Here is a 23,282-nt window from a genome sequence, read left to right as displayed (position 1 = left end):
CGAGGCCGTGAGCGGGCGGCCGGTGGACCGGTCCGGCTCACCGGGAGGCCGGTATGGAGCCCAACACCCTGCTGGACGCGATGCTCGACGAGTCCGGCATCTCGCACGCCGGACTCGCCGCGCGGATCAACCGGCTCGGCCGGAGTCGCGGTCTGGCGCTGCGGTACGAACACACCGCGGTGGCCCGGTGGTTGAAGGGGCAGCGGCCGCGGGGGCAGGTGCCCGACCTGATCTGCGAGATCCTGGGCGAACGGCTGCACCGGCCGGTCGGGCTCGCCGACATCGGCTTCAGCGGTCCGGGGGCGCGGCGGGCCGACGACACCCCGCTCTCCGGCTTCGTCGAGCGGGCCACCGCGTTGTGGCGGTCCGACGAGCAGCAGCGGCCGCACATCCTCGACGCACCGGCGCTCACCGGCACCTCGGCGGTCATCCCCGTATGGGAGTGGGAGAACCCGCCGGAGGACTCCGATGTCTCGCGCGACGGGCTGACCCGGGTCGGCCGGGCCGACATCGAGATGCTGCGCACCGCGCGGACGCACTACGAGGCGATGTACCGGAAGGCGGGTGGTATCGCTACCAGAGCACGCATCGTGGGATTCCTCAACGCCGAGGCGGCGCCGCTGCTGCGGGGCAGCTACAGCGATGCGACGGGGCGTCAGCTCCACCGGGCGACCGGCGGGCTGGTCGCGGTCGCCGGCATCTGCGCGTACGACTCGGACGCTCTCGGGCTGGCCCAGCGCTACTTCCATCAGGCGCTGCGGCTGGCCAAGGCCAGCGGGGACCGCGGCCTCGGCGCGTATGTCATCGCGCTGCTGGTCAACCAGTCCCTCTTCGTACGGGAACACCGTCAGGCGGTCGCCTTCGCGGAGGCGGCGCTGCGGGCCGCGGGTCCGCAGATCACCGCGGCGCTCTCCGCGGACCTCCACGCGATGCAGGCCAAGGCCTACGCCCGGCTCGGCGACGGCGCCGGCGCGCTGTCGTGCATCCGGCGCGCCGAGGCGGCCGCTGAGCGCATCCGGCCCGGTCTCGAACCGGCGGAGACGGGCTACGTCCAGCCCGGCCTGGTGAACGTACAGGTGGCGGAGGCGCTGCTCAGCCTGGGGGACTTACGGGCCGCCCGGGAACAGGCGGACGCCGCCGTGGACACCCCCGCACACGACCGCGGCCGGGTCCACCGGCTGGCCATGCTCACCCATATCGAGCTGCGTCAAGGCGATGCGGACCGGGCCGTGGCCAATGCCGCGCAGATGACCGAGCAGGCTCGCGGCATGGAGTCGCATCGGCTGCGGGACCGGCTGCGGGCGGTGCGCGAACATCTGGCGGAGACCGGGAGCTCCGCGACGGACGAGGCTGCCGATCTCATCGACGAGGTGCTGCGCGTGCCGCTGTAGGGCGTCGGACACGCCCCTGTCCGGGCTCGTGTCACCTTGCCGGCCCTACAGCGGAAGGTGGCAGTTACGTGCGTTGGAACAATCTCAGCGAGAAGCCCGTCTATGCGAATCCCTGGTTCCGGGTCAACCTGGCCGATGTGGAACTGCCGGACGGCAGGCACCTGGACCACTATCTGATCCGGATGCGGCCCGTCGCCGTGGCCACCGTGGTCAACGAGGCCCACGAGGTGCTGCTGTTGTGGCGGCACCGCTTCATCACCGACACCTGGGGCTGGGAGCTGGCCGCCGGCGTCGTCGAGGACGGTGAGGACCCCGCGGCGGCGGCCGCGCGCGAGATGGAGGAGGAGACCGGGTGGCGCCCCGGGCCCCTCCACCACCTCCTCACGGTGGAGCCGTCCAACGGTCTCACCGACGCGCGGCATCACATCTACTGGTCCGAGGAGGGCACGTACACCGGCCCGCCCCAGGACGGTTTCGAGTCCGAGCGGCGGGAGTGGGTGCCGCTGAAGCTGGTGCCCGACATGGTGGCGCGGGGGGAGGTGCCGGCCGCCAACATGGCCGCCGCGCTGCTGATGCTGTATCACCTCCGGCTGGGCTGACCGGAACCGGCCGGTGACCGTGCCTTGCGGTCACCGGCCCAGGGCCTGCCACAGCGCCACCCCCAGCGCCGCGAGCCCCGTGAGCGCGGCGAGGGACGGCAGCGGCCAGCGGGTGCTCTCCAGCCGCGTGACGCGGGCGTGTACCTCGTCCGCGTCACGCTCGTACTGCTCGGAGCGCTGGGCGAGCAGCGCGAGGTGGCCGTCGACCCGGGCGCTGCGGACGTCGAGCAGACGTCTCAGCTCGGCTAAGTCGGCGGCTACCAGGTCGGGTTCGGGGTGGGCGGTCACGGTCCGCTCCTCATTTCCTCGGTCGGTGGCTCCGGTGTGCGTACGGCCCTCAGTCAACTGCGCTGCGGCGACGGGCGGGAGCGTGTGCGGCGGGGCGATCCGGGTCTGCGGTTCACACCCCGTGCGAAGTGACACGGGGTGACGGCCCGGCTGGCCGTTCGCACGGGGTGTGAACCGCGCACTCCGACCCACGCGCTTCACACGCTCCCGTACGCGCCCGCGCGGGGGTTGACTCGGAGGTGCCACGGGGGCCGACGCCGGCGGACGGGCGCCCGCCGGCCCGGGGTCCGCCCGCCGGTTTCTCCCCCGAGCGGCGGGCGGACGGCCCCGGGCTCAGTACGCGCACCCCGCCCCCCTCGGTCTTGCCGACCGGTGCACCGGGCTCGACGGCGTCCGTTGTGACATGGCGATGGTGAGGACAGCATCGCCCGCATGCGCCCTCCCAGCGCCCAACTCCTTGACGGCCGGTATGTCCTGATGCGTCAAAATGCTTTATGGGGACAAGCTTTGGTCCGCCATGAGGCGGTTCCCTGGTGCATTCACTAACGTTCGGTACGCGGGGTATTCGCCCGCTCCACACGCTTGTTAGCGTCCGACCGTGAATGGGCTATACGCACTCAAGCCGTGGTTCGCCCGCCGATTGACTGTGTTGCAGCGACAGTTGATTCGGGTTGGCGTTTCTCCCGATGTCGTCACCTTCGCTGGAATACTGTGTGCAGGGGCCGCCGCAATATCCCTTGCCATGTTGCCAATACCGTGGGCCGTGCTTCCCGTTGCGGGGTTCCTGACGGCGCGGTTGGCCTGCGCAAATCTTGACGGCTCCATTGCCAGGGAAACAGAAACGCAGACCCGTCTGGGTTCGGTCCTGAATGAAGTCGGTGATCGAGCGGCCGACCTCGTGATGATGCTCGGCCTGGTGCCGCATACCTCGCTTCCGCTCGTTCTCGGTGCCCTGCTGGCCGGTTCCGCTCCGTCGTGGATCTCCCTCGCCGGGGCGGCAGCCGGGGTGCAGAGAATCAACGGCGGCCCGGTGGGCAAGACCGAACGCTGCCTCGTCATCGCGATCGCCGCGGCAACCGGTTGGTTCACGCTCGCCGCTGTGGTGCTGATTGTCGGTTCTCTGCTGACGGCCGGGCTGCGACTGTTGAAGGTGAAGGCCCTGTGCAACGGCCGTTTCGGTGAGGATCGCGCTCCCATGGGCGGCAGGTTGTGATTCTCTCGGCGGTATCGCTTTCGCCGACGATGACGCGAGTTGCACCCCTCCTCGTCGGCACACTCACGGTGAGCGGCTTCGCGCTTCTCTTCGTCCACAATGCCGAACTGCGCCGCCGCTGGCGGACCTGGTGTGTCATTTCCGTAATCCTCTACGGGACACTGGCTTTCGGCCCGCCCGGAGCCGTCCTGCTCGCGGCCGGGCTCGGCGTGGTGGGAGCCGTCGAGTACGCGCGCATGGTGGACCAGCGTCCTGCCGACGGCGCCGTGCTCCTCTGCGCCGCGGTCCTCATGCCGCTCGTGGCCTGGCTGCGCCCCGGACTGCTCACCCTGCCCATGGCCGGTGTGCTGTTCTGTGTGGCCGTACTGCCGCCTCTGCTGGGCCAGGACATCACCCATGGCGCCGGCCGTGCAGCCAGGACCACCTTCGGACTTCTCTGGCTGCCCGTCGCTCTCTCCGGACTGGTGTCCCTGGGAGACGCCGCCATCGTGATCTGCGTCAGCGTGGCTTTCGCGGACGTGGGCGGCTGGTGCGGTGGGCGGATACTGGGGCGCTCCGGCCCCCTGAGTATGCCCCTGTCCGCCCTCTCGCCCGCCAAGTCGTGGGGCGGAGTTGTGGGCTCAGGCGCCCTGTCCGCTGTGGCGCTGGGGGTTATGGACGCGTGGACCCCGTTGAGGTGGCTTGCCGTGCTCGGCGGCTGCGCACTGGGCGACCTGCTCGAATCCATGATCAAGCGAGGTGCCGGTGTGAAGGATGCGGGCCGCTGGCTGCCCGGGTTCGGTGGGCTTCTGGACCGCATCGACTCTCTTCTTGTCACCCTTCTCCTGTTGGGAGCTGTGCAATGACGAAGAATGCGGCAACCGGGCCGCTGACCACGAGGCGTTCGGAGGTCGCCGGGCGGAGCGCACGGCCCGCTGTCCGGCTGCTGCTCGCTGCGTGGCTGCGCCGGCGGTTCTGGCGGACCTTCCTCTTCTTCACGGGCGGCATCTCGGTGCACGGGAAGCTGCCGCGAGGTGGTTGTGTGGTGGTGGCGAACCACTCCTCGCACGCGGACACCGCAGCGCTCCTGGCCGCACTTCACGCGGCTCACGCCCCCCAGGTGGCGGCCGCCGCAGACTATTGGTACCGGAGCAGACTGCGCCGCCTGGTGAGTTCGGTCCTGGCCGCCGCCTTTCCCGTACGCCGCCACGGCAGCGGCTATACCGACCTCCAGGACATCGCTGGTCCCCTGCTGCGCGCCGGACACGTGGTGGTCGTGTTTCCCGAAGGCACCCGAAGCGACGGCGGGGTCCGCAGATTCCACCGGGGTGCCGTCGAACTGGCTGCCTCCAACGGTGTGCCGGTGGTCCCCGTCGCCCTGTCCGGCACCTCCGAACTGCTGCCCAAGGGAGGACGACTGCGTCCGCAGGCCGTCCAGGTGCGCGTCGGGCGACCACTCGCGGTTGCCGATGCCGACACCGCCCGCAAGGAGGTCATCGCACTTCTCGCCGAGTGTCAGCCCCGCGACAGCCGGGTCCGGCGCCGGGCCGCCGCGCTGGCGGTCTCCGGTTGGGGCCTGGGCCTGGTCGCCGCCTGGTCCTTCACCGAGGCACTGAGCTGGCCGTTGCTGCCGGAGATCGTGCTCGCCGTCCTGTGCGTTGCCGCCCCCAGGGTAGGAGTGCGGCTCACCGCGGGTGCTGCGGTGGCCAGCGTCGCCGGCGGTCTGGTCGCGCTCGTCCTGTACTCCGGAACCCACATCCGCCTGCCACAACCGCTGACCACCCCACGCATGCACACGGTGGCGCGGCACGAAATCCGGCAGGAGGGCGCCGCCGCGGTACGACACCAGCCCGCCAGCGGCATCCCCTACAAGGTGTACGCGGCCGAGGCGGGGCGAGCCGGAGTTCCCGCGGGCGACTGGGTGCTGCGCTCCGCTGTCGCCCGCGGCCAGCGCATCGTCACCCTCGGTCTGGGACTCACGCTGGTGGGCGTGCTCACCCAGCGCTGGCGGCGCTTCTTCCCGCAGTACCTGATCCTCTTGGTTGCGGCCTTCACTGCACTGTTCGCCCTGGTCATCCATATGTGGAGCTGACACGACCCCCGTGGGTCGGTCGCGCCCGTGTCGTAGGCCCTGCCGACGGGACGCCCCCAGCTCGCCGAAATCCGACAGCCGCGTGAGGAGTTGTCCGCCGATGTCCACTCAGCCTGTCCCGGAAGCGACGGCGCCGGTCGACTGCACGATATCCGTCTCACCAGGGGAGGGCCGCCGCATCCTGGCCCTGACCAGCCTCGGCGTGTTCATCGTCTTCCTCGACACCACGATCGTGAACGTAGCCTTCGACACGATCGGTCACAGCTTCGATGCCGGCATCACGCGCCTCGTGTGGGTCCTCAACGGCTACACCCTCGTCTTCGCGGCGTTCCTGATCCCGGCCGGGCAGATGGCCGACACCTACGGTCGCAAGCGCCTCTTTCAGATCGGTCTCGTCGGCTTCGCGCTCAGCAGCGCCCTGTGCGGTCTCGCTCCCGGCCTCGGCATCCTCATCGCAGCGCGGGCTGCCCAAGGCGTCTTCGGCGCTGTCATCGTCCCGACATCGATGGCGCTCCTCCTGCACACCTTCCCTCGGGAGCGCCGGGCCACGGCGATCAGCACCTGGGGCGCCATGGCGGCCGTGGCCACCGCGATCGGCCCGACCTTGGGAGCGCTCCTGACCGAATACCTCACCTGGCGCTGGGTCTTCCTGCTCAATCTCCCTATTTGTCTCCTCGCTGCGGCCTGGGGCGCGCGCCTGCTCACCGAGACCCTCAACGCCCGGAGCGGAGGTTTCCCCGACCCCCTTGGCATCGCCATGAGCGCCGCCGCGCCCGCCTCGCTCAGCTTCGCCGTCATCTACGGTCCGCGCCTGGGGTGGGGCGATCCGCGCGTCCTGACCGCCGCTGTGGCCAGTGTTGCCCTCGTCCCCGCGCTGATCCGCCGGATACGGCACGCCTCGCGGCCGGCCCTCGATCTGAGCCTGTTCCGGATTCGCAACTTCCAGGCATCCAACGTCGCGACACTGCTCTTCTCGGTGGCCTTCTTCGCCGTCCTGCTCTCCAGCCTGCAGTTCCTGCAGAACGTCTGGCACTACTCCGTGTTGAAGTCCGCGCTGGCCGTCAGCCCCAGTGCGTTCGTCACCGCGCTCGTGGCGCCGTTGGCCGGCCGGCTGGCCGAACGGTTCGGCTACCGCGTGGTCTTCACCGCCGGAGCCCTCTTCTACGCCACCGGCGCCGCTGCCCTCGCCCTGCGCACCGGCACCTCGCCGCACTGGGCCGCACACTGGCTGCCCACCCTCATACTCAACGGTATCGGGGTCGGCCTGGCCCTCTCCACGCTCAACAGTGCTGCCGCGAAGGCGCTGCCACCCGAGCGCTTCGGTGTCGGCACAGCCATCAACAACAGCTTCCGGCAGCTCGGAGCGCTGCTCGGGGTCAGCGCATTCGTGGCCGTCCTCGGGACTCCCACAGGCAGAACGATCCTGGGGGACTACCACCGAGTCTGGTGGTTTCTGGCTGCCGTCGTCCTGATCAGCGCAGTGACGTACCTCGCCCTGCACCGCGAATCGGCTGCCACTGTCCGACGCCGGACGTGACGTCCAGGTGCCAGGCCCGGCTGAGGACCTGGCGGCGTCGCGGAAGTTCACCTGCCGGCAATTCCGCTGCTGGCGCTGTTCCGGGGGAACTCGCCCTGGAACAGCGCCATTCGGCGGCCCTGGTAGAGGCTCTGGTACGCGCTCCAGGGCACTACCTCTAGTACGCGTAGAACCCCGACCCCGACTTCCGCCCCAGCCGCCCCGCATCCACCATCCGCGCGAGCAGCGGGGGAGCGGCGTACAGGGGCTCCTTGTACTCCTCGTACATGGAGGCGGCGACCGAGGCGACGGTGTCCAGGCCGATCAGGTCGCTCAGCTTGAGCGGGCCCATGGGGTGGGCGCAGCCCAGTTCCATGCCGTTGTCGATGTCCTCGCGGCTGGCGATGCCCGACTCGAACATCCGGATCGCGGAGAGCAGGTACGGGATGAGCAGCGCGTTCACGACGAAGCCCGAGCGGTCCTGGGCGCGGATCGCGTGCTTGCCCAGCACGTCCTGCACCAGCGCCTCGGAGCGCTTGATGGTCTCCTCGGCGGTGGTCAGCGCCGGGATCAGCTCGACGAGCTTCTGCACCGGCGCCGGGTTGAAGAAGTGGATTCCGATGACCTGGTCGGGGCGGGAGGTGGCGACGGCCAGCTTCACCAGCGGGATCGACGAGGTGTTGGAGGCCAGGATGGCGTCCGGGCGGGTGATCACCTGGTCGAGGACCTGAAAGATCTCCGTCTTGACCTGCTCGTTCTCCACCACGGCCTCGATGACGAGATCGCGGTCGGCGAACTCCCCGAGGTCGGTGGTGAAGCTGAGGCGGCCGAGCGTCGCGTCGCGCTCCGCGATGGTCATCTTGCCGCGCTCGGCGGCCTTGCCGAGGGAGTTGGTCAAACGGGTGCGACCCAGTTCCAGAGCCTCGCCGGTGGTCTCGGCGGCCATCACGTCCAGTCCGGCGCGGGCGCACACCTCGGCGATGCCTGCGCCCATCTGGCCGCAGCCGACCACTCCGACGCGTTGGATGTCGGTCACATCGTGCCTTTCGCTGATCTTCAGGACCGGCGGTACGCCGTAAGGGTCCGGCACCCGCCTCGACCCCGACGTTACTCCGCGCGGTGCTGGGCCAGCGCTGCCGGGGCGGGCATTCTGAGCCCTCAGGAGGGACGAACCGGACAACCTGGGGACTTTTGATGAGACGGATCACTCGCAGGACCTTCGCCGCGGCCGCGCTGGGCGCGGCCTCCTCACTGCTGGCCACGGGGGCGGCGGCCGCGCGCGGGGCGCCGCGGCGCGAGCTGCGCGGGATGTGGCTGGCGACCGTCGCCAACCTCGACTGGCCCTCCAGCGCGAAGCTCGGGCCCGCCGAGCAACAGCGGGAACTGCGCGCCCACTTCGACACGGCCGTCGCCCGCCGGCTCAACACGGTGTTCTTCCAGGTGCGGCCCACCGCGGACGCCCTGTGGCCGTCGTCGTTCGAGCCCTGGGCGCAGTACCTGACCGGGCAGCAGGGCCGGGACCCCGGCTGGGACCCGCTGGACTTCGCGGTGCGCGAGGCGCACCGGCGCGATCTCGAACTGCACGCCTGGTTCAACCCGTACCGGGTCGCCAACCACACCGACCCGGGCCGGCTCGTCCCGGACCACCCCGCCCGCCGTCACCCGGGATGGGTCCTGCCGTACGGCGGCAAGCTCTACTACAACCCCGGGCTGCCGGAGGTCCGCGCGTTCGTCCAGGACGCGATGCTCGACGCGGTGCGGCGCTACTCCGTCGACGGGGTGCACTTCGACGACTACTTCTATCCGTATCCGGTCGCCGGGCAGCGCTTCGACGACGATGCGGCGTTCGAGGAGTACGGCGGGGGCTTCGCGAACCGGGCCGCCTGGCGGCGGGACAACATCGACCGGCTGGTGAGCGAGATGGCCGGGAAGCTCCGGGACGGGAACGAGCAGTCCGGGCGCACGGTGCGGTTCGGGGTCAGCCCGTTCGCGGTCTGGCGCAACCAGAGCACCGACCCGCAGGGCTCCCGCACCAAGGCCGGCGTGCAGACCTACGACGACCTGTACGCCGACACCCGCCGCTGGGTGCGCGAGGGCTGGCTCGACTACATCGTGCCGCAGGTCTACTGGCCGATCGGCTCCACGCCTGCCGACTACGCGGAACTCGTGCCCTGGTGGGCGCGGACCGTCGACGGCACCGATGTGGACCTCTACATCGGCGAGGCCCTCTACAAGGCGGGTGACACCCAGCCCGCCGCCTGGAAGGACCCGGCCGAACTCTCCCGCCACCTCACCTTCGCCCGCCGCTATCCGCAGGTGGGCGGCCATGTCTACTTCTCGGCCAAGGAGGTGGCCACGGACCGGGCCGGCGCGATGGCGCGGGTCGTACGCGATCACTACACGGCCGCGGCGCGTCCCTAGGGCCTGTCGTCAAACTCCCGTCGTTCGCCCGAAGGGCGGCCCCGCGGCGTCTGGTGCGTGCGATCGCAAGGCGGAGGGTCGCCCCGATACTGGGTGTATCGGGGTGAACCCGACAACGCAGCATGGGGGTCCCCCCGCGCCCTTCAGGCGTGGGGGAGTGCGTGCCAGGCGTCGCGGGGCAGGCGGGAGTTTGACGACAGGCCCTAGGAGCGGGCCGCGCGGGCGAGGGGGCGTCCGCGCGGCTGTGGTGGCGCTCCGCGTACGGGGTCCGGTTACCGGCGGGAGTCCACGTCGGTGGTCTTGCCGTGCCGGACGACGGAGTCGGGGCCGGGCGACATGATCGCCTCGTGCCCGTCCTCGGAACGGACACGGTAGGGCGGGTCGCCGTTCGTGCCCAGTACCTCGATGATCTCGACAACCCGGTCGTGATGCCCGACGGTCCTGCCGTGCACCACCAGCCGGTCGCCCCTGCTTGCGTGCATGAGGGTCCTCCCCGCTTCGGGGCGGCCGTGCGCCCGGTTCGGCCGACAGCGTGGACGGCCAACGGTTGAACGGCCAACGGTTTCAACGGTTCACGGGCCTGGAGCAGCCCGGGACGGCGGTAACTGCCTTCGCGGCAAGTTTACGTCCGTACGTGAGGGCTGCACCCGGTAAGTGGTGGTTCAGCCCCTTCTGGCCGGTCGGTCGGTCACCCGCGGGCCCGTTGGGTGACCACGATGCACGCCAGGACCGCCAGCGCCGCCGCCGGAGCGGCCGGCGGGAGCCGCTCGCCCAGCAGCAGCACGGACCAGACCAGCGTCAGCAGCGGCTGGGCCAGCTGCAGCTGGCTCGCCTTGTGGATGCCGATGGCGGCCATCCCGCGGTACCAGACGACCAGCCCGAGGAACTGCGAGCCGACCGCCAGCCACAGCAGCCCGGCGACCGCGTGCGCGGTCAGCCGCAGCGGCTCGGTGGACAGCGCCACCGCGGCGCCCGTCACCGTCACCGGCAGCGCCAGGACCAGCGCCCAGCCGATCACCTGCCAGCCCGGCATATGGCGGGCCAGCCGGCCGCCCTCGGTGTAGCCGGCCGCGCACACCAGCAGCGCCGCGAACAGCAGCAGATCGCCGCGGCCCGGCGCCCCGCCGCTCTGCTGCACCGCGAAGCCGATGACGACGGCGGCGCCGGCCAGCGAGGCGCCCCAGAACGTACGGGAGGGCCGCACCCCGGTCCGTACGGCCGAGCAGGCGGCCGTGGTCAGTGGCAGCAGACCCACCACGACGGCCGCGTGCGAGGTGGTGGAGGTCTGGAGGGCGAGGGTGGTCAGCAGCGGGAAGCCGAGGACGACGCCGCCCGCGACCACCGCGAGGCCCGCCCAGTGCCGCCGCTCGGGGAGACGCACCCGCAGGACGGCGAGCGCGCCGCCGGCCAGTACGGCGGCGAGCACGCTGCGCAGCATCACCACGGTCCAGGGGCCCATGCCCTCCAGCGCCCAGGCGGTCCCGGGGAAGGTGAGCGAGAAGGAGGCCACGCCGAGGGCGGCGAGCAGGGCGCCACGGCTGACGAGGCGGCCGCGGGCCGCGGGGGCGGTGGCCGCCGGGGCGTCCCGGCCGGCGGTGGCCGGGGTGTGGACCGCTATCGTGGTCGTCGCGGTAGCGCTATCGTTGTCTCTCATGCAAGAGCGTAGCAGTGGGGCTGAACTGGCCGCGATTCTCCGTGCGGAGCTGAATCGCTACTCTCCTGGAGAGAAGCTGCCATCGAGCCGTGCGCTGGTGGAGCGGCACCGGGTGAGTCCGGTGACCGTCTCCCGGGCGCTCGCCGAGCTGGCCGCCGAGGGCCTGGTGACCACCCGCCCCGGCGCCGGGGCCTTCCGGGCCGAGCCGCGCGAGGAGGCGCCCCGGCCGGTCGACACCTCCTGGCAGGAGATCACGCTGAGCGCGGACCCGGGCGGCGACCAGGTGCCGCGCAGCGTCGACGCCGCGGGCGTGGTGGCCACGCTCGGCGTCCCCGGCCCCGGCGTCATCGAGCTCAACGGCGGCTATCTGCACTCCGATCTGCAGCCGGAACGCGCCCTGGCCGCCGCACTGGCCCGTGCCGGACGCCGGCCGGGCGCCTGGGGGCGGCCGCCGCTCGAAGGCGTGCCGGAGCTGCGGGCCTGGTTCGCCCGGGAGATCGCCGGGGCCGGCGGCCCGCTCGCCGCCAGCGACGTCCTGGTCACCGCGGGCGGCCAGAGCGCGCTGACCGCCGCACTGCGGGCCCTGGCCGCGCCCGGCGCCCCGGTGCTGGTCGAGTCCCCGACCTACCCGGGCATGCTGGCCGTGGCCCGCGCCTCCGGGCTGCGGCCGGTGCCGGTGCCGGTGGACACCGGCGGGGTCCGTACGGATCTGCTCGCCGACGCCTTCCGGGCCAGCGGCGCCCGGTTGTTCGTCTGCCAGCCGCTGTTCCAGAACCCGACCGGCGCGGTGCTCGCAGCGGAGCGGCGGCGCGAGGTGCTGCGGGTGGCGCGGGCGGCGGGTGCCTTCGTGATCGAGGACGACTTCGCGCGGCTGCTGGCCCATGCTGACGCCCCCACCCTCCCGCCGACCCTGATCGCGGACGACCGGGACGGCACCGTCGTGCATGTCCGCTCGCTGACCAAGGCCACCTCGGCCAACCTGCGGGTGGGTGCCCTGGCGGCCCGCGGCCCGGTGCTCGACCGGCTGCGCGCCATCCAGGTCGTCGACAGCTTCTTCGTGCCCCGGCCACTGCAGGAGGCCGCCCTGGAACTCGTCGGATCGCCCGCCTGGCCCCGCCATCTGCGCCTGATCGCGGGGGAGTTGACCGCCCGCAGGAACGCCCTGACCGCCGCGCTGCACCAGGAGCTGCCCGCACTGGCCGGGCGCGCACCGGGGTCCGGCGCGGCGTACGGGCCGGACCCCGCGGGCGGGCGGTACATCCCGCCCGGCGGCTTCCACCTCTGGCTGCGGCTGCCGGACGGGACCGAGGAGGCGGCCCTGACGGGGGCGGCGCTGCGGGCGGGCGTCGCGGTCGCGGGCGGCCGCCCGTACTTCGCCGCCGAGCCGTCGGCGGCCTATCTGCGGCTGAGCTTCGCGTCGGCGTCCGGCACCGGAGAGATCACGGAGGGCGTGCGCCGGCTCCGGACGGCGTGCGAGGAGCTGGGCGTTCCGGTGCGCTGACGGGCGGCGGGCGGGAAGGGCTCGGCCGGGGAGCACAGCCCGGACCCCCGGGGGCGCGGGACGGACCGCCCGGTGACTGCCGCCCGGACCGCCCGCCCCATGCCACCCGGCCGCGCTCCGCACCCACCCGAACTGAGCCTCGTATACCGGTTCGACGCCGGCCCCGCCCTTCTGGGACTCTCCCGGCATGAATGATCACGCCCTCGACGGCTACGAGATCTCCACGGACCCGGCCCGCCTGGACGCCGACCTGGTCCACTTCTGGCTCGCCACCGACGCCTACTGGGCCGTGGACCGCCCCCGGGAACTCCATGACCGCGCCGTCGCGGGCTCGCTCAACTTCGGTCTGTACGAGACCGGTTCCGGCCGCCAGGCCGGGTACGCCCGGGTGGTCACCGACCAGGCCACCTTCGCCTGGCTCTGCGACGTCTACATCTGCCGCGACGACCGCGGAAAGGGACTGGGCACCGCCCTGATCGAGGCCGTCGCCGACCGTCTGGCGCCCTGCGGGCTGAGCCGGCTGACGCTCGCCACCAAGGACGCCCACGGCGTGTACGAGAAGGTCGGCTTCCGCTCCCTGGTGTCCCCGGAGCAGTGGATGACCCTCGGCCTGGGCGATCCGGGTCCTGTCGGGATCTGATCAACGGGGTCCGCGCGGGCCGTGCTGCTCTTACCATCGCCGGATGAGCGTTCGACTCAAGCTGCTCGCCGCGGCCCGTAACTCCACGCTGCTGGAGACGCGGTTCGACGACGACCGCCCGCTCGACGCCGCCGGCTGGCACGAGGCCGAGCGGGCCGCCCCCGTCCTGTGCCGGCTCGCCGCCGCCGAACTCCGCTACTGCTCGCCGTCCGCCCGCTGCCGGCAGACCGGTGAGGCCCTCGGCCTGCGCCCGCTCGCCCAGCCGGCGCTGCGCGACTGCGACATGGGGCGCTGGCGCGGCCGCACGCTGGGCGAGGTGACCGCCGCCGAACCCCGCGGGGTGGAGGCCTGGCTGGCCGATCCGCGCTCCGCACCGCACGGCGGGGAGTCGCTGCTGGAGTTCATCACCCGGATCGGCGGCTGGCTCGACACCCGGCCGGCCGATGACGCCGCCGGGCTGCTCGCGGTCGCCGAACCCGCCGTCGTCCGCGCCGCCCTGGTCTATGTGCTCCAGGCGCCGCCGCACGCCTACTGGCGGATCGATGTCCAGCCGCTGTCGGTGACCACCCTCACCGGCCGGCCCGGCACCTGGGACCTGCTGCTGGAGGCGTGAGCGGGCCACCGGGCGCACCACCCGGAAAGCCCAGCCGGAGGGTTCCGCCGTCCGGGGCGTACGCACCCGCCTGACCTGCACAAAGGCGCGGAAGGCGGGCGTCTTCCGCGCAGTTGGGCCCGGGTGGCGGACCTCATCGAGGTGCGCACCGCCGGGCCGGGCGCTTCTCTCGTGTCTATGCATATACGCCACATTCCTCTGTACGCCCTGGCGGCCGGCGCGCTGGCGGTGTCGGTGCTGCTCTTCGGTGACGGCGACGGTGCGGACGCCGCCACCGGGGCCTCCGGGACGGTGACCGACGCCGTCACCGGGGTCGCCCCCGCCGCGGAGGGCACGCCCGCTGTGGTCGTCGAGCCCGACCCGGTGGCCCCGGGCGGTGCTTTCTCCGTCGACGACGGCGGGACCTGCCGGGGCGACTCCGCGGAGGCCACCGTCGAGGGCGCGGACATCCCCGCGGTGCAGCTGTCCTCCCGGAGCGACCGGCTGGGCGGCAGCGCGGTCGTGCCGGAGGGCACCGCGCCCGGCTCGTACCGGGTCACCGTCGTCTGCGGCGGCGCGTCCGGAGCCCGGCAGAGCGCCCTGGAAACGGACCGGTCCGGCACCGGGGAACAGAGCGAGACCTACGGCACGGAGCACGGCGACACCGACACCGACGGCGGACGGCGCGGCAAGGGCTCCGGCGACGGCCGCAGGACCCTGACCGGCACCATGGTGGTCTCCGGTGACGGCGAGGAGATCGTGCCGCAGGGCGGCGCGGACACCGGTCTCGGCGGCGCGGCCGGCTCCGGCCGGGCGGCCACCGCGCTCGGCGGAGCGGCGCTGCTGGCCGCGGCGGGCGGCGGCGCCCTGGTCCGCCGCCGGCGCGCCCGCGGCGACCGGAGCTGACGGCGGTGAGCGCCTCGCCGCCACGGCGCGCCCGGGTCCTCGGGCTCCTCACGGCCCTCGCCGCGGCGGCCGTGCTCGCGCTGACCGCGGCCCGGCTCCGCGACCGCGACGCCACCAGCGAGGTCGACGGCGGCACCCACACCGTGCCGCGCACCGAGATCGCCAGAACGATCAGCGGCCAGCTCACCCTGCCCTTCCGCAACGGGCCCGACGCGGTGCACTGCTCCGGCGACCTGCGGCCCGTGCGGTACGACGCGGTGCGCTGTACGGCGCACTTCCCCATCGGCCTGGACCGCCAGCTGACCGTCGAGGTCACCCGCGTCCGCCACAACCTGGTCACCTACCGGCGGCACGCCCTGCACCGCTGACCGGCGCGGGCTCGCCGGGACGGGCACCCCCTACGGTTCGAGGTCCAGGGCGGCCAGCCCTGACCCGTCCATCAGGAACGGGACCGAGTCATGGGTGTGGGTGATCTTCCAGGTGCCGTCGGTCTTGCGCAGGCCGACGGTGGCCCGGCTCCACAGCTCCACCTCGGAGCCGCCGGTCTTCGTGCCGCGCATCCGGTTGATGCTGTGGCCGAACGCGACGTCCTCGCCGACCGTGAGCTCCAGCTGGGTCTGCGTCACCTCGACGGGCCCCTCCCAGGTCGCGTACCAGGCCTCCAGGGCCTGCTGGTCCAGCGCCTCGGGCCCCCTGTACTGGAGCGGGGGAGCGAGGCTGAAGTCCACGAGGTCCGGTGCACAGGCCGCCAGGAACCGCCGGGCGTCCCGCTCCCTCGTCGCGGCCGCCCGGTCCGCCAGCAGCTCCTGGATCAGGGCCTCGTCCGTCCTGCGCGCGGTGTCGGTGGTCATGAGTCCTCCTCCGTCGGGCGGGCGCCGGGCGCCCGGAATCGCTCTCCGAAGGGTGGACCGCGACCGGTCCCGGAACTCATCGGCGCCCCGCCCGCCGCCCGCTCCGCCAGGCCCTACGGCCCGAGCGGCACCGCCGTCCGGCCGCGCGTCAGCCAGGCGTTCGCCGCCTCGACCCGGCTGCCCACCCGCAGCTTGGCGTAGGCGTGCTCCAGGTGCTTGTCGACGGTGCGCGGGCTGATCGCCAGCCGTCGCGCGATCTGCTGGTTCGTCAGCCCCTGGGCGAGCAGGGCGAGTACGGCCGATTCGCGGTGGGTGACCGCGGGCGGCGGCGACTGCGGGGCGAGCCGGTGGAGGACACGGCTGAGCCGGGTACGCAGCAGGGCGGCGGCCGCCACGTCGTCGTCGGAGAAATCGCTGCCGTCGCGGCTGATCGCCACACAGACCTTCCGCGGCCGCCCGGCGGCGTAGCCCGCGGGGAACGACATCGCGAGCTGCTGCTCGGCGCCGAACGGCCGGTAGACGTCGGCGTAGGCGGCCAGGGCGTGGAACTCGGCGCGGGTCTGGAGCGTGGAGCGCCGCATGGGGGTGCCGGAGCCGAGGGTGGTGTGGGTGACGAGCGAGTCCGCCGCCGACTCCCGGGCGAAGGCCTCCCGTACCTCCGGGGTCAGCAGACCGGCGGGCAGGGTGAGCGGCTGGTCGGCGGAGCCGGCCCGGGGGGACCAGATGATGCTGTCGCCGGGGACCGCGCCGAGCAGCAGCGGAAGCAGTGCCGGAACAAGGGTCTCCTCGTCGACGGCATCGATCAGGAGGTCCACGACGGCGAGAATGCGTCGCAGGCCGGCCTCCGCGGCCGCGGTCATATGTCCAGCGTGCCGAGGGGGCGGGGGCCCGTCAAACGGGCCCACCCGGCCGGCCGGGGGAAGACCGGCCGGGCGCGTCAGGCGGCTCAGCGCCCGACGGCATAGACGCGGTTGACGGGGCTCTCGGCGGCGAGTCGCCAGTGGTGCAGGCCGGCCTCGTCGGCGATCTCCCGCATCGCCTCCTCACCCGCGTGGTTTCCCAGGGCCTGCGGTCCGTGCTGGGCCAGCGCGGACGGCAGGCAGACGGCGACCGAGGCGGCGGTCAGCGCCCGGCCGACGGGGTGGATGTTCTCCTCGGCGTGCTCCGAGGCGTTCGGCTCGACGACCATGCAGACCCCGCCGTCGGCCAGCGCGTGCTCGGCGTGGTGCAGCGCCCCGCCCGGATCGCCGGTGTCGTGCAGGCAGTCGAAGAAGGTGATCAGGTCGAAGTCCTCGCCCGGGAAGTCCTGGGCGGTGGCGACCTCGAAGCTGACCCGGCCGGCCAGCCCCTCCTCCTCCGCGATGCCGCGGGCCGCCTCGATGGACGGGCGGTGGAAGTCGAAGCCGTGGAAGTGCGACCGGGGGAAGGCCTGCGCCATCAGCGTCGTGGAGTAGCCGTATCCGCAGCCGATGTCCGCGACCCGCGCCCCGCGCTCCAGCTTCTCCTGCACGCCGTCCAGGGCGGCCAGCCACTCCGGGACCAGGGAGGCCGCGTAACCGGGGCGGAAGAACTTCGCGGTGCCGGCGAACAGCGCCGGGCCGTGCTCCTCCCAGCCGACGCCCTCGCCGGTGCGAAAGGCGTCCATCAGGGCGTCCTCGGTGGCGTAGAGCGCCTGCATGGCGGTGAAGAAGCCCGCCGCGTACGTGGGCAGTTGGGGGTCCGCCAGGACCGCGGCGTGCTCGGCGGGCAGCAGGTAGGTGTCGGTGCCGGGCGCGTAGGTGACGTACTCGCCGGCGACCTGGGCGGCCAGCCACTCCCGGACGTAGCGCTCGACCAGCCCGGTGCGGGCGGCGAGCTGCGCGGAGGTGAGCGGACCGGCACCGGCCATGGCCGCGTACAGCCCGAGCCGGTCGCCGAGAGAGGTACAGAGCCCGGCCACCGCGGCCCCGCCGTCGGCGATCACTCGCTCCATGAACTCCTGCACCCGGTCCTGGTCCGGGGCCCCGCCCGGGGAGACCTCGGCGGATGTCGCCATGGCCCTCACCTCCTGGTCCTCTCCCACTGCAGCAGCCCGCCCGCCCCGCGCGCCATACGGGATTCGCCGTATACGGCCGGCGGCGGCCACCGGCCGACACTGGAGGGGAGGAGGTGCTGCGCCATGCGGAAGAAGGTCGACTGCCGGGACCACCCGAGCGAGATGCACTGCACCCTCGTCATCACCGGCGAGGAGGAGGAAGTGGTCCGCGCCGCCGTCGAACACGCGGTATCCGTCCACGGCCACACGGACACCCCCGAACTACGAGAACAGATCAGGACATCCCTCAAGAACGAGATCCCCCAGCACGCCTGAGACACGCACATGAGCCCGCCGCTCCTGACGGGGGCGGTGGGTGTGGGGTGTGCGGAGTCGTTGACGGGCGGGTGCCTGGGTCGCTTGCTCCCGGCCACTCATTGCATAAACCTGCCAGATTCCGTATAGTCATGCCATCGAACAGGAGGGTCCATGACGGTACGAGCAGCAGTGGCCGGTGCGAGCGGGTATGCCGGGGGTGAAGTGCTGCGCCTGCTTCTGGGGCACCCGGAGGTGGAGATCGGCGCGCTGACCGGGCACTCCAACGCCGGGCAGCGCCTGGGCGCGCTCCAGCCGCATCTGGGTCCGCTGGCCGACCGGGAGCTGCAGGCGACCTCCGCCGAGGTCCTGGCCGGGCATGACGTCGTCTTCCTCGCGCTGCCGCACGGCCAGTCCGCCGCGGTCGCCGAGGAGCTCGGGCCCGAGGTGCTCGTCGTGGACTGCGGCGCCGACTTCCGGCTCAGCGACGCCACCGACTGGGAGGCGTTCTACGGCTCGCCCCACGCGGGCACCTGGCCGTACGGCCTCCCGGAGCTGCCCGGGGCCCGCGCCGCGCTGCAGGGGACCCGGCGCATCGCGGTCCCGGGCTGCTACCCCACCGCCGTGTCGCTCGCCCTGTTCCCCGCCTACGCGGACCGGCTCGCCGAGCCCGAGGCCGTGATCGTCGCGGCCACCGGCACCTCCGGCGCGGGCAAGGCCCTCAAGCCGCATCTGCTGGGCTCCGAGGTCATGGGCTCGATGAGCCCGTACGGCGTCGGCGGCGGCCACCGGCACACCCCCGAGATGATCCAGAACCTGAGCGCGGTGGCCGGCGAGCGGATCAGCGTCTCCTTCACCCCGACCCTCGCCCCCATGTCGCGCGGCATCCTCGCGACCTGCTCGGCGAAGGCGAAGCCCGGGGTGGACGCCGCGGCCGTGCGCGACGCGTACGAGAAGGCGCTGGCCGACGAACCGTTCCTGCAGCTGCTGCCCGAGGGCCAGTGGCCGGCGACCGCCGCGGTGTACGGCTCCAACACCGCCCAGGTGCAGGTGACCCTCGACGCCGCGGCCGGCCGGATCATCGCGATCAGCGCGCTCGACAACCTCACCAAGGGGACCGCGGGCGGCGCGGTACAGAGCATGAACATCGCCCTGGGCCTCCCCGAGGGGACCGGGCTCCCGACGACCGGGGTCGCGCCGTGACCCGGACCGGCACAGGACAGCAGGGCGTGACCGGCGGGGCCGGAGAAGCGACGGAGGACCAGCAGTGAGCGTGACGGCAGCACAGGGATTCACGGCGGCGGGCATCGCCGCCGGGATCAAGGAGAGCGGCAGCCCGGACCTGGCCCTCGTGGTGAACCACGGGCCCCGGAGCGCCGCCGCCGGAGTCTTCACCTCCAACCGCGTCAAGGCGGCACCGGTGCTCTGGTCGGAGCAGGTGCTCAAGAGCGGAGAGCTGTCCGCCGTCGTCCTCAACTCCGGTGGCGCCAACGCCTGTACGGGCCCGAAGGGCTTCCAGGACACCCACGCCACCGCGGAGAAGGTCGCCGCCTCGCTGAACACCGCGGGGTACGACGAGACCGGCGGGCACAACGCCGGCATGATCGCCGTGTGCTCGACGGGCCTGATCGGCGTCACGCTGCCGATGGACAAGCTGCTGCCGGGCGTCGACAAGGCCGTCGCCCAACTGAGCGCGCACGGCGGCGAGAAGGCCGCCCTCGCCATCAAGACCACCGACAGTGTGCACAAGACCGCCGTCGTCACCCGGGACGGCTGGACGGTCGGCGGCATGGCCAAGGGCGCCGGCATGCTCGCGCCGGGCCTGGCCACCATGCTCGTCGTGCTGACCACCGACGCCGATGTGCCGTCCGACGGCCTCGACACGGCGCTGCGGGCCGCCACCCGCACCACCTTCGACCGGATCGACTCCGACGGCTGTATGTCGACCAACGACACGGTGCTGCTGCTCGCCTCCGGCGCCTCCGGCGTCACACCGGCCGCCGAGGACTTCGCCGAGGCGGTCCGCGCGGTCTGCGACGACCTCGCCCGGCAGCTGATCGGCGACGCCGAGGGCGCCAGCAAGGACATCAGGATCGAGGTCGTGGGCGCGGCGAGCGAGGACGACGCGGTCGAGGTCGGCCGCTCCATCGCCCGTAACAACCTCCTCAAGTGCGCCATCCACGGCGAGGACCCCAACTGGGGCCGGGTGCTCTCCGCCATCGGCACCACCTCCGCCGTCTTCGATCCCGACCGGCTCAACGTCGCCATCAACGGCATCTGGGTCTGCAAGAACGGCTCGGTCGGCGAGGACCGCGACCTGGTCGACATGCGCTACCGGGAGGTCCGCATCACCGCCGACCTCGCCGCCGGCACCGAGTCCGCGGTCATCTGGGCCAACGACCTGACCGCCGACTACGTCCACGAGAACAGCGCGTACTCGTCATGAGCAGGCAAGCAGAGGAAAGCGAGGCCGGGGCATGAGTGCCCGCAAGCACACGGCGCTGCCCAAGGCGCGCACCCTCATCGAGGCGCTGCCCTGGCTGACCCGCCACCACGGCAAGACCGTCGTCATCAAGTTCGGCGGCAACGCCATGGTCGACGAGGAACTCAAGCGCGCCTTCGCCCAGGACGTGGTGTTCCTGCGGCACGCCGGACTGCGCCCCGTCGTCGTCCACGGCGGCGGCCCGCAGATCAGCGCCCAGCTGGACCTGCTCGGCCTGGAGTCGGAGTTCAAGGGCGGCCTGCGGGTCACCACACCCGAGGCGATGAACGTCGTACGGATGGTGCTGGCCGGCCAGGTGCAGCGGGAGCTGGTCGGACTGCTCAACGAGCACGGCCCGCTCGCCGTCGGCATGACCGGCGAGGACGCCCACCTGATGGCCGCGACCAAGCACTTCGCGCAGATCGACGGTGAGCGGGTGGACATCGGCCGGGTCGGCGAGATCACCGCCATCGACCCCGGCGCGGTCCAGGCGCTCCTGGACGACGGCCGTATCCCGGTCATCTCCTCGATCGCCCGCAGCAGCGACGAGGACGACGCCTCCGGCATCTTCAACGTCAACGCCGACACCGCAGCGGCCGCCCTGGCCGCCGCCCTGGGCGCCGAGACGCTGATGGTGCTCACCGACGTCGAGGGCCTCTACGAGGACTGGCCGCACAGCGACGAGGTGATCTCCCGCCTGACCGCCACCGAGCTGGAGAAGCTGCTGCCCGAGCTGGCCAGCGGCATGGTGCCCAAGATGCGGGGCTGTCTGCACGCCGTCCGCAACGGGGTGCACACCGCCCGGGTCATCGACGGGCGGGTCCCGCACTCGATCCTGCTGGAGATCTTCACCGACGAGGGAATCGGCACGATGGTCGTGCCGGACGCGAACACCATCGAGGGGGCGACATGAGCGACCCGGCACACACCCACGGCCCGGCGACCAACGCGGGCCTCACCGGGCGCTGGCAGGGCGCCATGATGCACAACTTCGGCACCCCCCGCGTCCCGCTGGTCCGCGGTGAGGGCGCCACCGTGTGGGACGCCGACGGCAACGCCTACCTCGACTTCCTCGGCGGCATCGCGGTCAACTCCCTCGGGCACGCCCACCCCGCGGTGGTCCGCGCGGTCTCCGACCAGGTCGCCACCCTCGGCCATGTCTCGAACTTCTTCGTCGCCGAGCCCACCGTGGCCCTCGCCGAACGGCTGCTCGCGCTGGCCGGACGCCCCGGCCGGGTCTACTTCTCCAACTCGGGCGCCGAGGCCAACGAGGCCGCCTTCAAGATCGGCCGGCTGACCGGGCGCACCCACATGGTCTCCACCGCCGGCGGCTTCCACGGCCGCACCATGGGTGCCCTGGCGCTCACCGGCCAGCCCGCCAAGCAGGCCCCGTTCGCCCCGCTGCCCGGCGACGTCGACTACGTCCCGTACGGCGACGTGGACGCCCTCCGCGCCGCCGTCACCACCGACACCGCCTTCGTCATCCTGGAACCCGTCCAGGGCGAGAACGGCGTCATCGTCCCGCCGCCCGGCTACCTCCGGGCCGCCCGCGAGATCACCGCCGCCACCGGCACCCTGCTCGTCCTCGACGAGATCCAGACCGGCATCGGCCGGACCGGCAACTGGCTGGAGTCCCAGGCCCAGGGCGTCGAGGCGGACATCATCACCCTCGCCAAGGGCCTCGGCGGCGGCCTGCCGATCGGCGCGACGCTGGCCTTCGGCCCGGCCGCCGACCTGCTCACGCCCGGTGCGCACGGCTCGACGTTCAGCGGCAACCCGGTCGTCTGCGCCGGCGCCCTCGCCGTCCTGGACACCATCGAGGCGGACGGCATCCTGGAGAACGTCAAGCGTGTCGGCGAGCGGCTGCGCACCGGGACCGAGGCCCTGGGGCACCCCTTGGTCGGTCAGGTCCGCGGCGCGGGGCTGCTCCTGGGTATCGTCTTGACGGAGTCGCTCGCGCCGCAGGTGCAGCAGGCGGCTCAGGACGCGGGCCTCCTGGTGAACGCGGTCGCGCCGGACGTCGTCCGGCTCGCCCCGCCGCTGATCCTCACCGACGAGGAAGCGGAGGAGTTCCTCCGGAAGCTGCCCGGCGTCCTCAACACGGCCCGCCAAGGGGCCGACGGGGAACGACGAGCCGGAGACTGACGACAACGATGACCGAGCCGCAGGACAACGAGCTGCAGAACGGCGGCCAGGCCGTTCCGCAGACCCGCACCGCCCGCCACCGCCGGATCGTGGACATCCTCAACCGGCTGCCGGTCCGCTCCCAGAGCCAGCTCGCCAAGCTGCTCGCCGACGACGGCCTGTCCGTCACCCAGGCGACGCTCTCCCGCGATCTGGACGAACTGGGCGCGGTGAAGATCCGCAACACCGGCGGCGAGCTGATCTACGCGGTGCCCAGCGAGGGCGGCGACCGCAAACCGCGGGCGCCGCTGGGCGAGTCCGCCAAGGAGGAGCGGATGCGCCGCCTCTCCAGCGAACTCCTCATCTCCGCCGAGGCCTCCGCCAACCTCGTGGTCCTGCGCACCCCACCGGGCGCCGCCCAGTTCCTGGCCTCGGCCATCGACCAGGCCGAGCTGCACGACATCCTCGGCACCATCGCCGGCGACGACACCCTGATGCTCATCAGCCGTGACCCGGCAGGCGGCCAGGCCCTCGCCGACCACCTCCTGCGCCTGGCGCAGAAGGCGCACTGACCCCCTCCGCACGCGCTCCCCGGGGCCTCTCAGCACCCCCGGAGCGCCTCGCACCGCCCCCGGGCGGCGGTTGTGCGGAGCATCCACCCGAGCCACTCTCTCCCCGCCGAACCGCATACGGCAGGATGGCAG

The 23,282-nt window shown here is 72.6% G+C and carries 25 protein-coding genes; 18 read left to right on the top strand and 7 right to left on the bottom strand.

Annotated features, from left to right (window positions below; genetic code table 11):
* Nucleotides 1-53 precede the first annotated feature (53 nt).
* Nucleotides 54-1,391 carry a transcriptional regulator gene (locus tag ACGFN2_RS16140; RefSeq protein ID WP_362614843.1) on the top strand — a complete coding sequence of 446 codons (1,338 nt, stop codon included), beginning with the start codon at nt 54-56 and terminating at the stop codon, nt 1,389-1,391.
* A 68-nt stretch (nt 1,392-1,459) separates the two neighbouring features.
* On the top strand, nt 1,460-1,990 hold the full coding sequence (locus ACGFN2_RS16135) for an NUDIX domain-containing protein (RefSeq protein WP_393360692.1): 531 nt from the start codon (nt 1,460-1,462) through the stop codon (nt 1,988-1,990).
* 30 nt (nt 1,991-2,020) lie between these two features.
* On the opposite strand, the gene ACGFN2_RS16130 is transcribed toward ACGFN2_RS16135, so the two are convergent.
* Nucleotides 2,021-2,278: a hypothetical protein gene (locus tag ACGFN2_RS16130; RefSeq protein WP_362614837.1), complete on the bottom strand. Its 258-nt coding sequence runs from the start codon at nt 2,276-2,278 to the stop codon at nt 2,021-2,023.
* A 598-nt stretch (nt 2,279-2,876) separates the two neighbouring features.
* On the opposite strand from ACGFN2_RS16130, the gene ACGFN2_RS16125 reads away from it, so the two are divergent.
* From ACGFN2_RS16125 to ACGFN2_RS16110, 4 genes are all read left to right on the top strand, one after another.
* Nucleotides 2,877-3,491, top strand: a complete 615-nt coding sequence (locus ACGFN2_RS16125) for a CDP-alcohol phosphatidyltransferase family protein (protein WP_393360690.1) — start codon at nt 2,877-2,879, stop codon at nt 3,489-3,491.
* A gap of 68 nt (nt 3,492-3,559) precedes the next feature.
* Nucleotides 3,560-4,336: a phosphatidate cytidylyltransferase gene (locus tag ACGFN2_RS16120; RefSeq protein WP_393360688.1), complete on the top strand. Its 777-nt coding sequence runs from the start codon at nt 3,560-3,562 to the stop codon at nt 4,334-4,336.
* The gene (locus ACGFN2_RS16115; RefSeq protein ID WP_393360686.1) at nt 4,333-5,562 is read left to right on the top strand and encodes a lysophospholipid acyltransferase family protein; all 1,230 of its coding nucleotides are present in this window, start codon (nt 4,333-4,335) and stop codon (nt 5,560-5,562) included. Before ACGFN2_RS16120 ends, ACGFN2_RS16115 begins: the two co-directional genes overlap by 4 nt.
* Nucleotides 5,563-5,662: 100 nt before the next feature.
* The gene (locus tag ACGFN2_RS16110) at nt 5,663-7,099 is read left to right on the top strand and encodes an MFS transporter (protein WP_393360684.1); all 1,437 of its coding nucleotides are present in this window, start codon (nt 5,663-5,665) and stop codon (nt 7,097-7,099) included.
* 157 nt (nt 7,100-7,256) lie between these two features.
* Here ACGFN2_RS16110 and ACGFN2_RS16105 read toward each other — a convergent pair whose 3' ends face one another.
* A complete protein-coding gene (locus tag ACGFN2_RS16105) occupies nt 7,257-8,114 on the bottom strand; it encodes a 3-hydroxybutyryl-CoA dehydrogenase (RefSeq protein WP_362614829.1) in 858 nt (285 codons plus the stop codon).
* 158 nt (nt 8,115-8,272) lie between these two features.
* On the opposite strand from ACGFN2_RS16105, the gene ACGFN2_RS16100 reads away from it, so the two are divergent.
* Nucleotides 8,273-9,499, top strand: coding sequence for a glycoside hydrolase family 10 protein (locus ACGFN2_RS16100; RefSeq protein ID WP_393360682.1), 1,227 nt, complete (start codon nt 8,273-8,275; stop codon nt 9,497-9,499).
* A gap of 272 nt (nt 9,500-9,771) precedes the next feature.
* Here ACGFN2_RS16100 and ACGFN2_RS16095 read toward each other — a convergent pair whose 3' ends face one another.
* Nucleotides 9,772-9,981, bottom strand: a complete 210-nt coding sequence (locus ACGFN2_RS16095) for a DUF1918 domain-containing protein (protein WP_362613077.1) — start codon at nt 9,979-9,981, stop codon at nt 9,772-9,774.
* Nucleotides 9,982-10,187: 206 nt separating this feature from the next.
* A complete protein-coding gene (locus ACGFN2_RS16090; protein WP_393360680.1) occupies nt 10,188-11,153 on the bottom strand; it encodes a DMT family transporter in 966 nt (321 codons plus the stop codon).
* Between ACGFN2_RS16090 and ACGFN2_RS16085 the strand changes: the two genes are divergently transcribed.
* The 5 genes from ACGFN2_RS16085 (at nt 11,152) to ACGFN2_RS16065 (ending at nt 15,160) form a co-directional block, all read left to right on the top strand.
* Nucleotides 11,152-12,654, top strand: coding sequence for a PLP-dependent aminotransferase family protein (locus tag ACGFN2_RS16085; RefSeq protein WP_393360678.1), 1,503 nt, complete (start codon nt 11,152-11,154; stop codon nt 12,652-12,654). The two genes, ACGFN2_RS16090 and ACGFN2_RS16085, sit on opposite strands and share 2 nt — an antisense overlap.
* A 187-nt stretch (nt 12,655-12,841) precedes the next feature.
* Nucleotides 12,842-13,294 carry a GNAT family N-acetyltransferase gene (locus ACGFN2_RS16080; protein WP_362613069.1) on the top strand — a complete coding sequence of 151 codons (453 nt, stop codon included), beginning with the start codon at nt 12,842-12,844 and terminating at the stop codon, nt 13,292-13,294.
* A 43-nt stretch (nt 13,295-13,337) separates the two neighbouring features.
* Entirely contained in the window at nt 13,338-13,907 is a 570-nt protein-coding gene (locus ACGFN2_RS16075; RefSeq protein ID WP_393360676.1) for a histidine phosphatase family protein, read from the top strand.
* Nucleotides 13,908-14,084: 177 nt separating this feature from the next.
* Nucleotides 14,085-14,792, top strand: a complete 708-nt coding sequence (locus ACGFN2_RS16070; RefSeq protein ID WP_362613065.1) for a hypothetical protein — start codon at nt 14,085-14,087, stop codon at nt 14,790-14,792.
* A gap of 5 nt (nt 14,793-14,797) precedes the next feature.
* Nucleotides 14,798-15,160 (top strand): DUF4333 domain-containing protein, encoded by a 363-nt coding sequence (locus ACGFN2_RS16065; RefSeq protein WP_393360674.1) that lies wholly within the window; start codon nt 14,798-14,800, stop codon nt 15,158-15,160.
* Nucleotides 15,161-15,190: 30 nt separating this feature from the next.
* On the opposite strand, the gene ACGFN2_RS16060 is transcribed toward ACGFN2_RS16065, so the two are convergent.
* The 3 genes from ACGFN2_RS16060 to ACGFN2_RS16050 all read right to left on the bottom strand — a co-directional run bounded on the left by ACGFN2_RS16060 (nt 15,191) and on the right by ACGFN2_RS16050 (nt 17,678).
* Nucleotides 15,191-15,643, bottom strand: a complete 453-nt coding sequence (locus ACGFN2_RS16060) for a nuclear transport factor 2 family protein (protein WP_362613060.1) — start codon at nt 15,641-15,643, stop codon at nt 15,191-15,193.
* 113 nt (nt 15,644-15,756) lie between these two features.
* Complete coding sequence (locus tag ACGFN2_RS16055; protein WP_362613057.1) at nt 15,757-16,503, bottom strand: helix-turn-helix transcriptional regulator; 747 nt, start codon at nt 16,501-16,503, stop codon at nt 15,757-15,759.
* An 86-nt stretch (nt 16,504-16,589) separates the two neighbouring features.
* Nucleotides 16,590-17,678, bottom strand: coding sequence for a class I SAM-dependent methyltransferase (locus tag ACGFN2_RS16050; protein ID WP_393360672.1), 1,089 nt, complete (start codon nt 17,676-17,678; stop codon nt 16,590-16,592).
* 123 nt (nt 17,679-17,801) lie between these two features.
* On the opposite strand from ACGFN2_RS16050, the gene ACGFN2_RS16045 reads away from it, so the two are divergent.
* The 6 genes from ACGFN2_RS16045 to ACGFN2_RS16020 all read left to right on the top strand — a co-directional run bounded on the left by ACGFN2_RS16045 (nt 17,802) and on the right by ACGFN2_RS16020 (nt 23,150).
* Complete coding sequence (locus ACGFN2_RS16045) at nt 17,802-17,993, top strand: DUF1059 domain-containing protein (protein ID WP_362613053.1); 192 nt, start codon at nt 17,802-17,804, stop codon at nt 17,991-17,993.
* 153 nt (nt 17,994-18,146) lie between these two features.
* Nucleotides 18,147-19,175 carry an N-acetyl-gamma-glutamyl-phosphate reductase gene (argC, locus tag ACGFN2_RS16040; RefSeq protein ID WP_362613051.1) on the top strand — a complete coding sequence of 343 codons (1,029 nt, stop codon included), beginning with the start codon at nt 18,147-18,149 and terminating at the stop codon, nt 19,173-19,175.
* A 64-nt stretch (nt 19,176-19,239) separates the two neighbouring features.
* The gene (gene argJ / locus ACGFN2_RS16035) at nt 19,240-20,418 is read left to right on the top strand and encodes a bifunctional glutamate N-acetyltransferase/amino-acid acetyltransferase ArgJ (RefSeq protein ID WP_393360670.1); all 1,179 of its coding nucleotides are present in this window, start codon (nt 19,240-19,242) and stop codon (nt 20,416-20,418) included.
* A 31-nt stretch (nt 20,419-20,449) separates the two neighbouring features.
* On the top strand, nt 20,450-21,367 hold the full coding sequence (gene argB, locus ACGFN2_RS16030; protein WP_362613047.1) for an acetylglutamate kinase: 918 nt from the start codon (nt 20,450-20,452) through the stop codon (nt 21,365-21,367).
* Entirely contained in the window at nt 21,364-22,599 is a 1,236-nt protein-coding gene (locus tag ACGFN2_RS16025; protein WP_393360668.1) for an acetylornithine transaminase, read from the top strand. The genes argB and ACGFN2_RS16025 overlap by 4 nt, the downstream gene beginning before the upstream one ends.
* An 8-nt stretch (nt 22,600-22,607) precedes the next feature.
* Nucleotides 22,608-23,150 carry an arginine repressor gene (locus ACGFN2_RS16020; RefSeq protein WP_362613044.1) on the top strand — a complete coding sequence of 181 codons (543 nt, stop codon included), beginning with the start codon at nt 22,608-22,610 and terminating at the stop codon, nt 23,148-23,150.
* Nucleotides 23,151-23,282 lie beyond the last annotated feature (132 nt).

The organism is Streptomyces sp. NPDC048612 (genome assembly GCF_043199295.1).
In the GTDB taxonomy this organism is placed as follows: domain Bacteria; phylum Actinomycetota; class Actinomycetes; order Streptomycetales; family Streptomycetaceae; genus Streptomyces.
This window is presented reverse-complemented; position numbering and strand designations above follow the sequence as displayed.

Bases quoted from the DNA above. Each gene is read 5' to 3' on its own strand.
- ACGFN2_RS16140 (WP_362614843.1), top strand. From the start codon at position 54: ATGGAGCCCAACACCCTGCTGGACGCGATGCTCGACGAGTCCGGCATC.
- ACGFN2_RS16115 (WP_393360686.1), top strand. From the start codon at position 4,333: ATGACGAAGAATGCGGCAACCGGGCCGCTGACCACGAGGCGTTCGGAG.
- ACGFN2_RS16110 (WP_393360684.1), top strand. From the start codon at position 5,663: ATGTCCACTCAGCCTGTCCCGGAAGCGACGGCGCCGGTCGACTGCACG.
- ACGFN2_RS16100 (WP_393360682.1), top strand. From the start codon at position 8,273: ATGAGACGGATCACTCGCAGGACCTTCGCCGCGGCCGCGCTGGGCGCG.
- ACGFN2_RS16095 (WP_362613077.1), bottom strand. From the start codon at position 9,981: ATGCACGCAAGCAGGGGCGACCGGCTGGTGGTGCACGGCAGGACCGTC.
- ACGFN2_RS16085 (WP_393360678.1), top strand. From the start codon at position 11,152: ATGCAAGAGCGTAGCAGTGGGGCTGAACTGGCCGCGATTCTCCGTGCG.
- ACGFN2_RS16090 (WP_393360680.1), bottom strand. From the start codon at position 11,153: ATGAGAGACAACGATAGCGCTACCGCGACGACCACGATAGCGGTCCAC.
- ACGFN2_RS16080 (WP_362613069.1), top strand. From the start codon at position 12,842: ATGAATGATCACGCCCTCGACGGCTACGAGATCTCCACGGACCCGGCC.
- ACGFN2_RS16075 (WP_393360676.1), top strand. From the start codon at position 13,338: ATGAGCGTTCGACTCAAGCTGCTCGCCGCGGCCCGTAACTCCACGCTG.
- ACGFN2_RS16070 (WP_362613065.1), top strand. From the start codon at position 14,085: ATGCATATACGCCACATTCCTCTGTACGCCCTGGCGGCCGGCGCGCTG.
- ACGFN2_RS16060 (WP_362613060.1), bottom strand. From the start codon at position 15,643: ATGACCACCGACACCGCGCGCAGGACGGACGAGGCCCTGATCCAGGAG.
- ACGFN2_RS16055 (WP_362613057.1), bottom strand. From the start codon at position 16,503: ATGACCGCGGCCGCGGAGGCCGGCCTGCGACGCATTCTCGCCGTCGTG.
- ACGFN2_RS16050 (WP_393360672.1), bottom strand. From the start codon at position 17,678: ATGGCGACATCCGCCGAGGTCTCCCCGGGCGGGGCCCCGGACCAGGAC.
- ACGFN2_RS16045 (WP_362613053.1), top strand. From the start codon at position 17,802: ATGCGGAAGAAGGTCGACTGCCGGGACCACCCGAGCGAGATGCACTGC.
- argC (WP_362613051.1), top strand. From the start codon at position 18,147: ATGACGGTACGAGCAGCAGTGGCCGGTGCGAGCGGGTATGCCGGGGGT.
- argB (WP_362613047.1), top strand. From the start codon at position 20,450: ATGAGTGCCCGCAAGCACACGGCGCTGCCCAAGGCGCGCACCCTCATC.
- ACGFN2_RS16025 (WP_393360668.1), top strand. From the start codon at position 21,364: ATGAGCGACCCGGCACACACCCACGGCCCGGCGACCAACGCGGGCCTC.
- ACGFN2_RS16020 (WP_362613044.1), top strand. From the start codon at position 22,608: ATGACCGAGCCGCAGGACAACGAGCTGCAGAACGGCGGCCAGGCCGTT.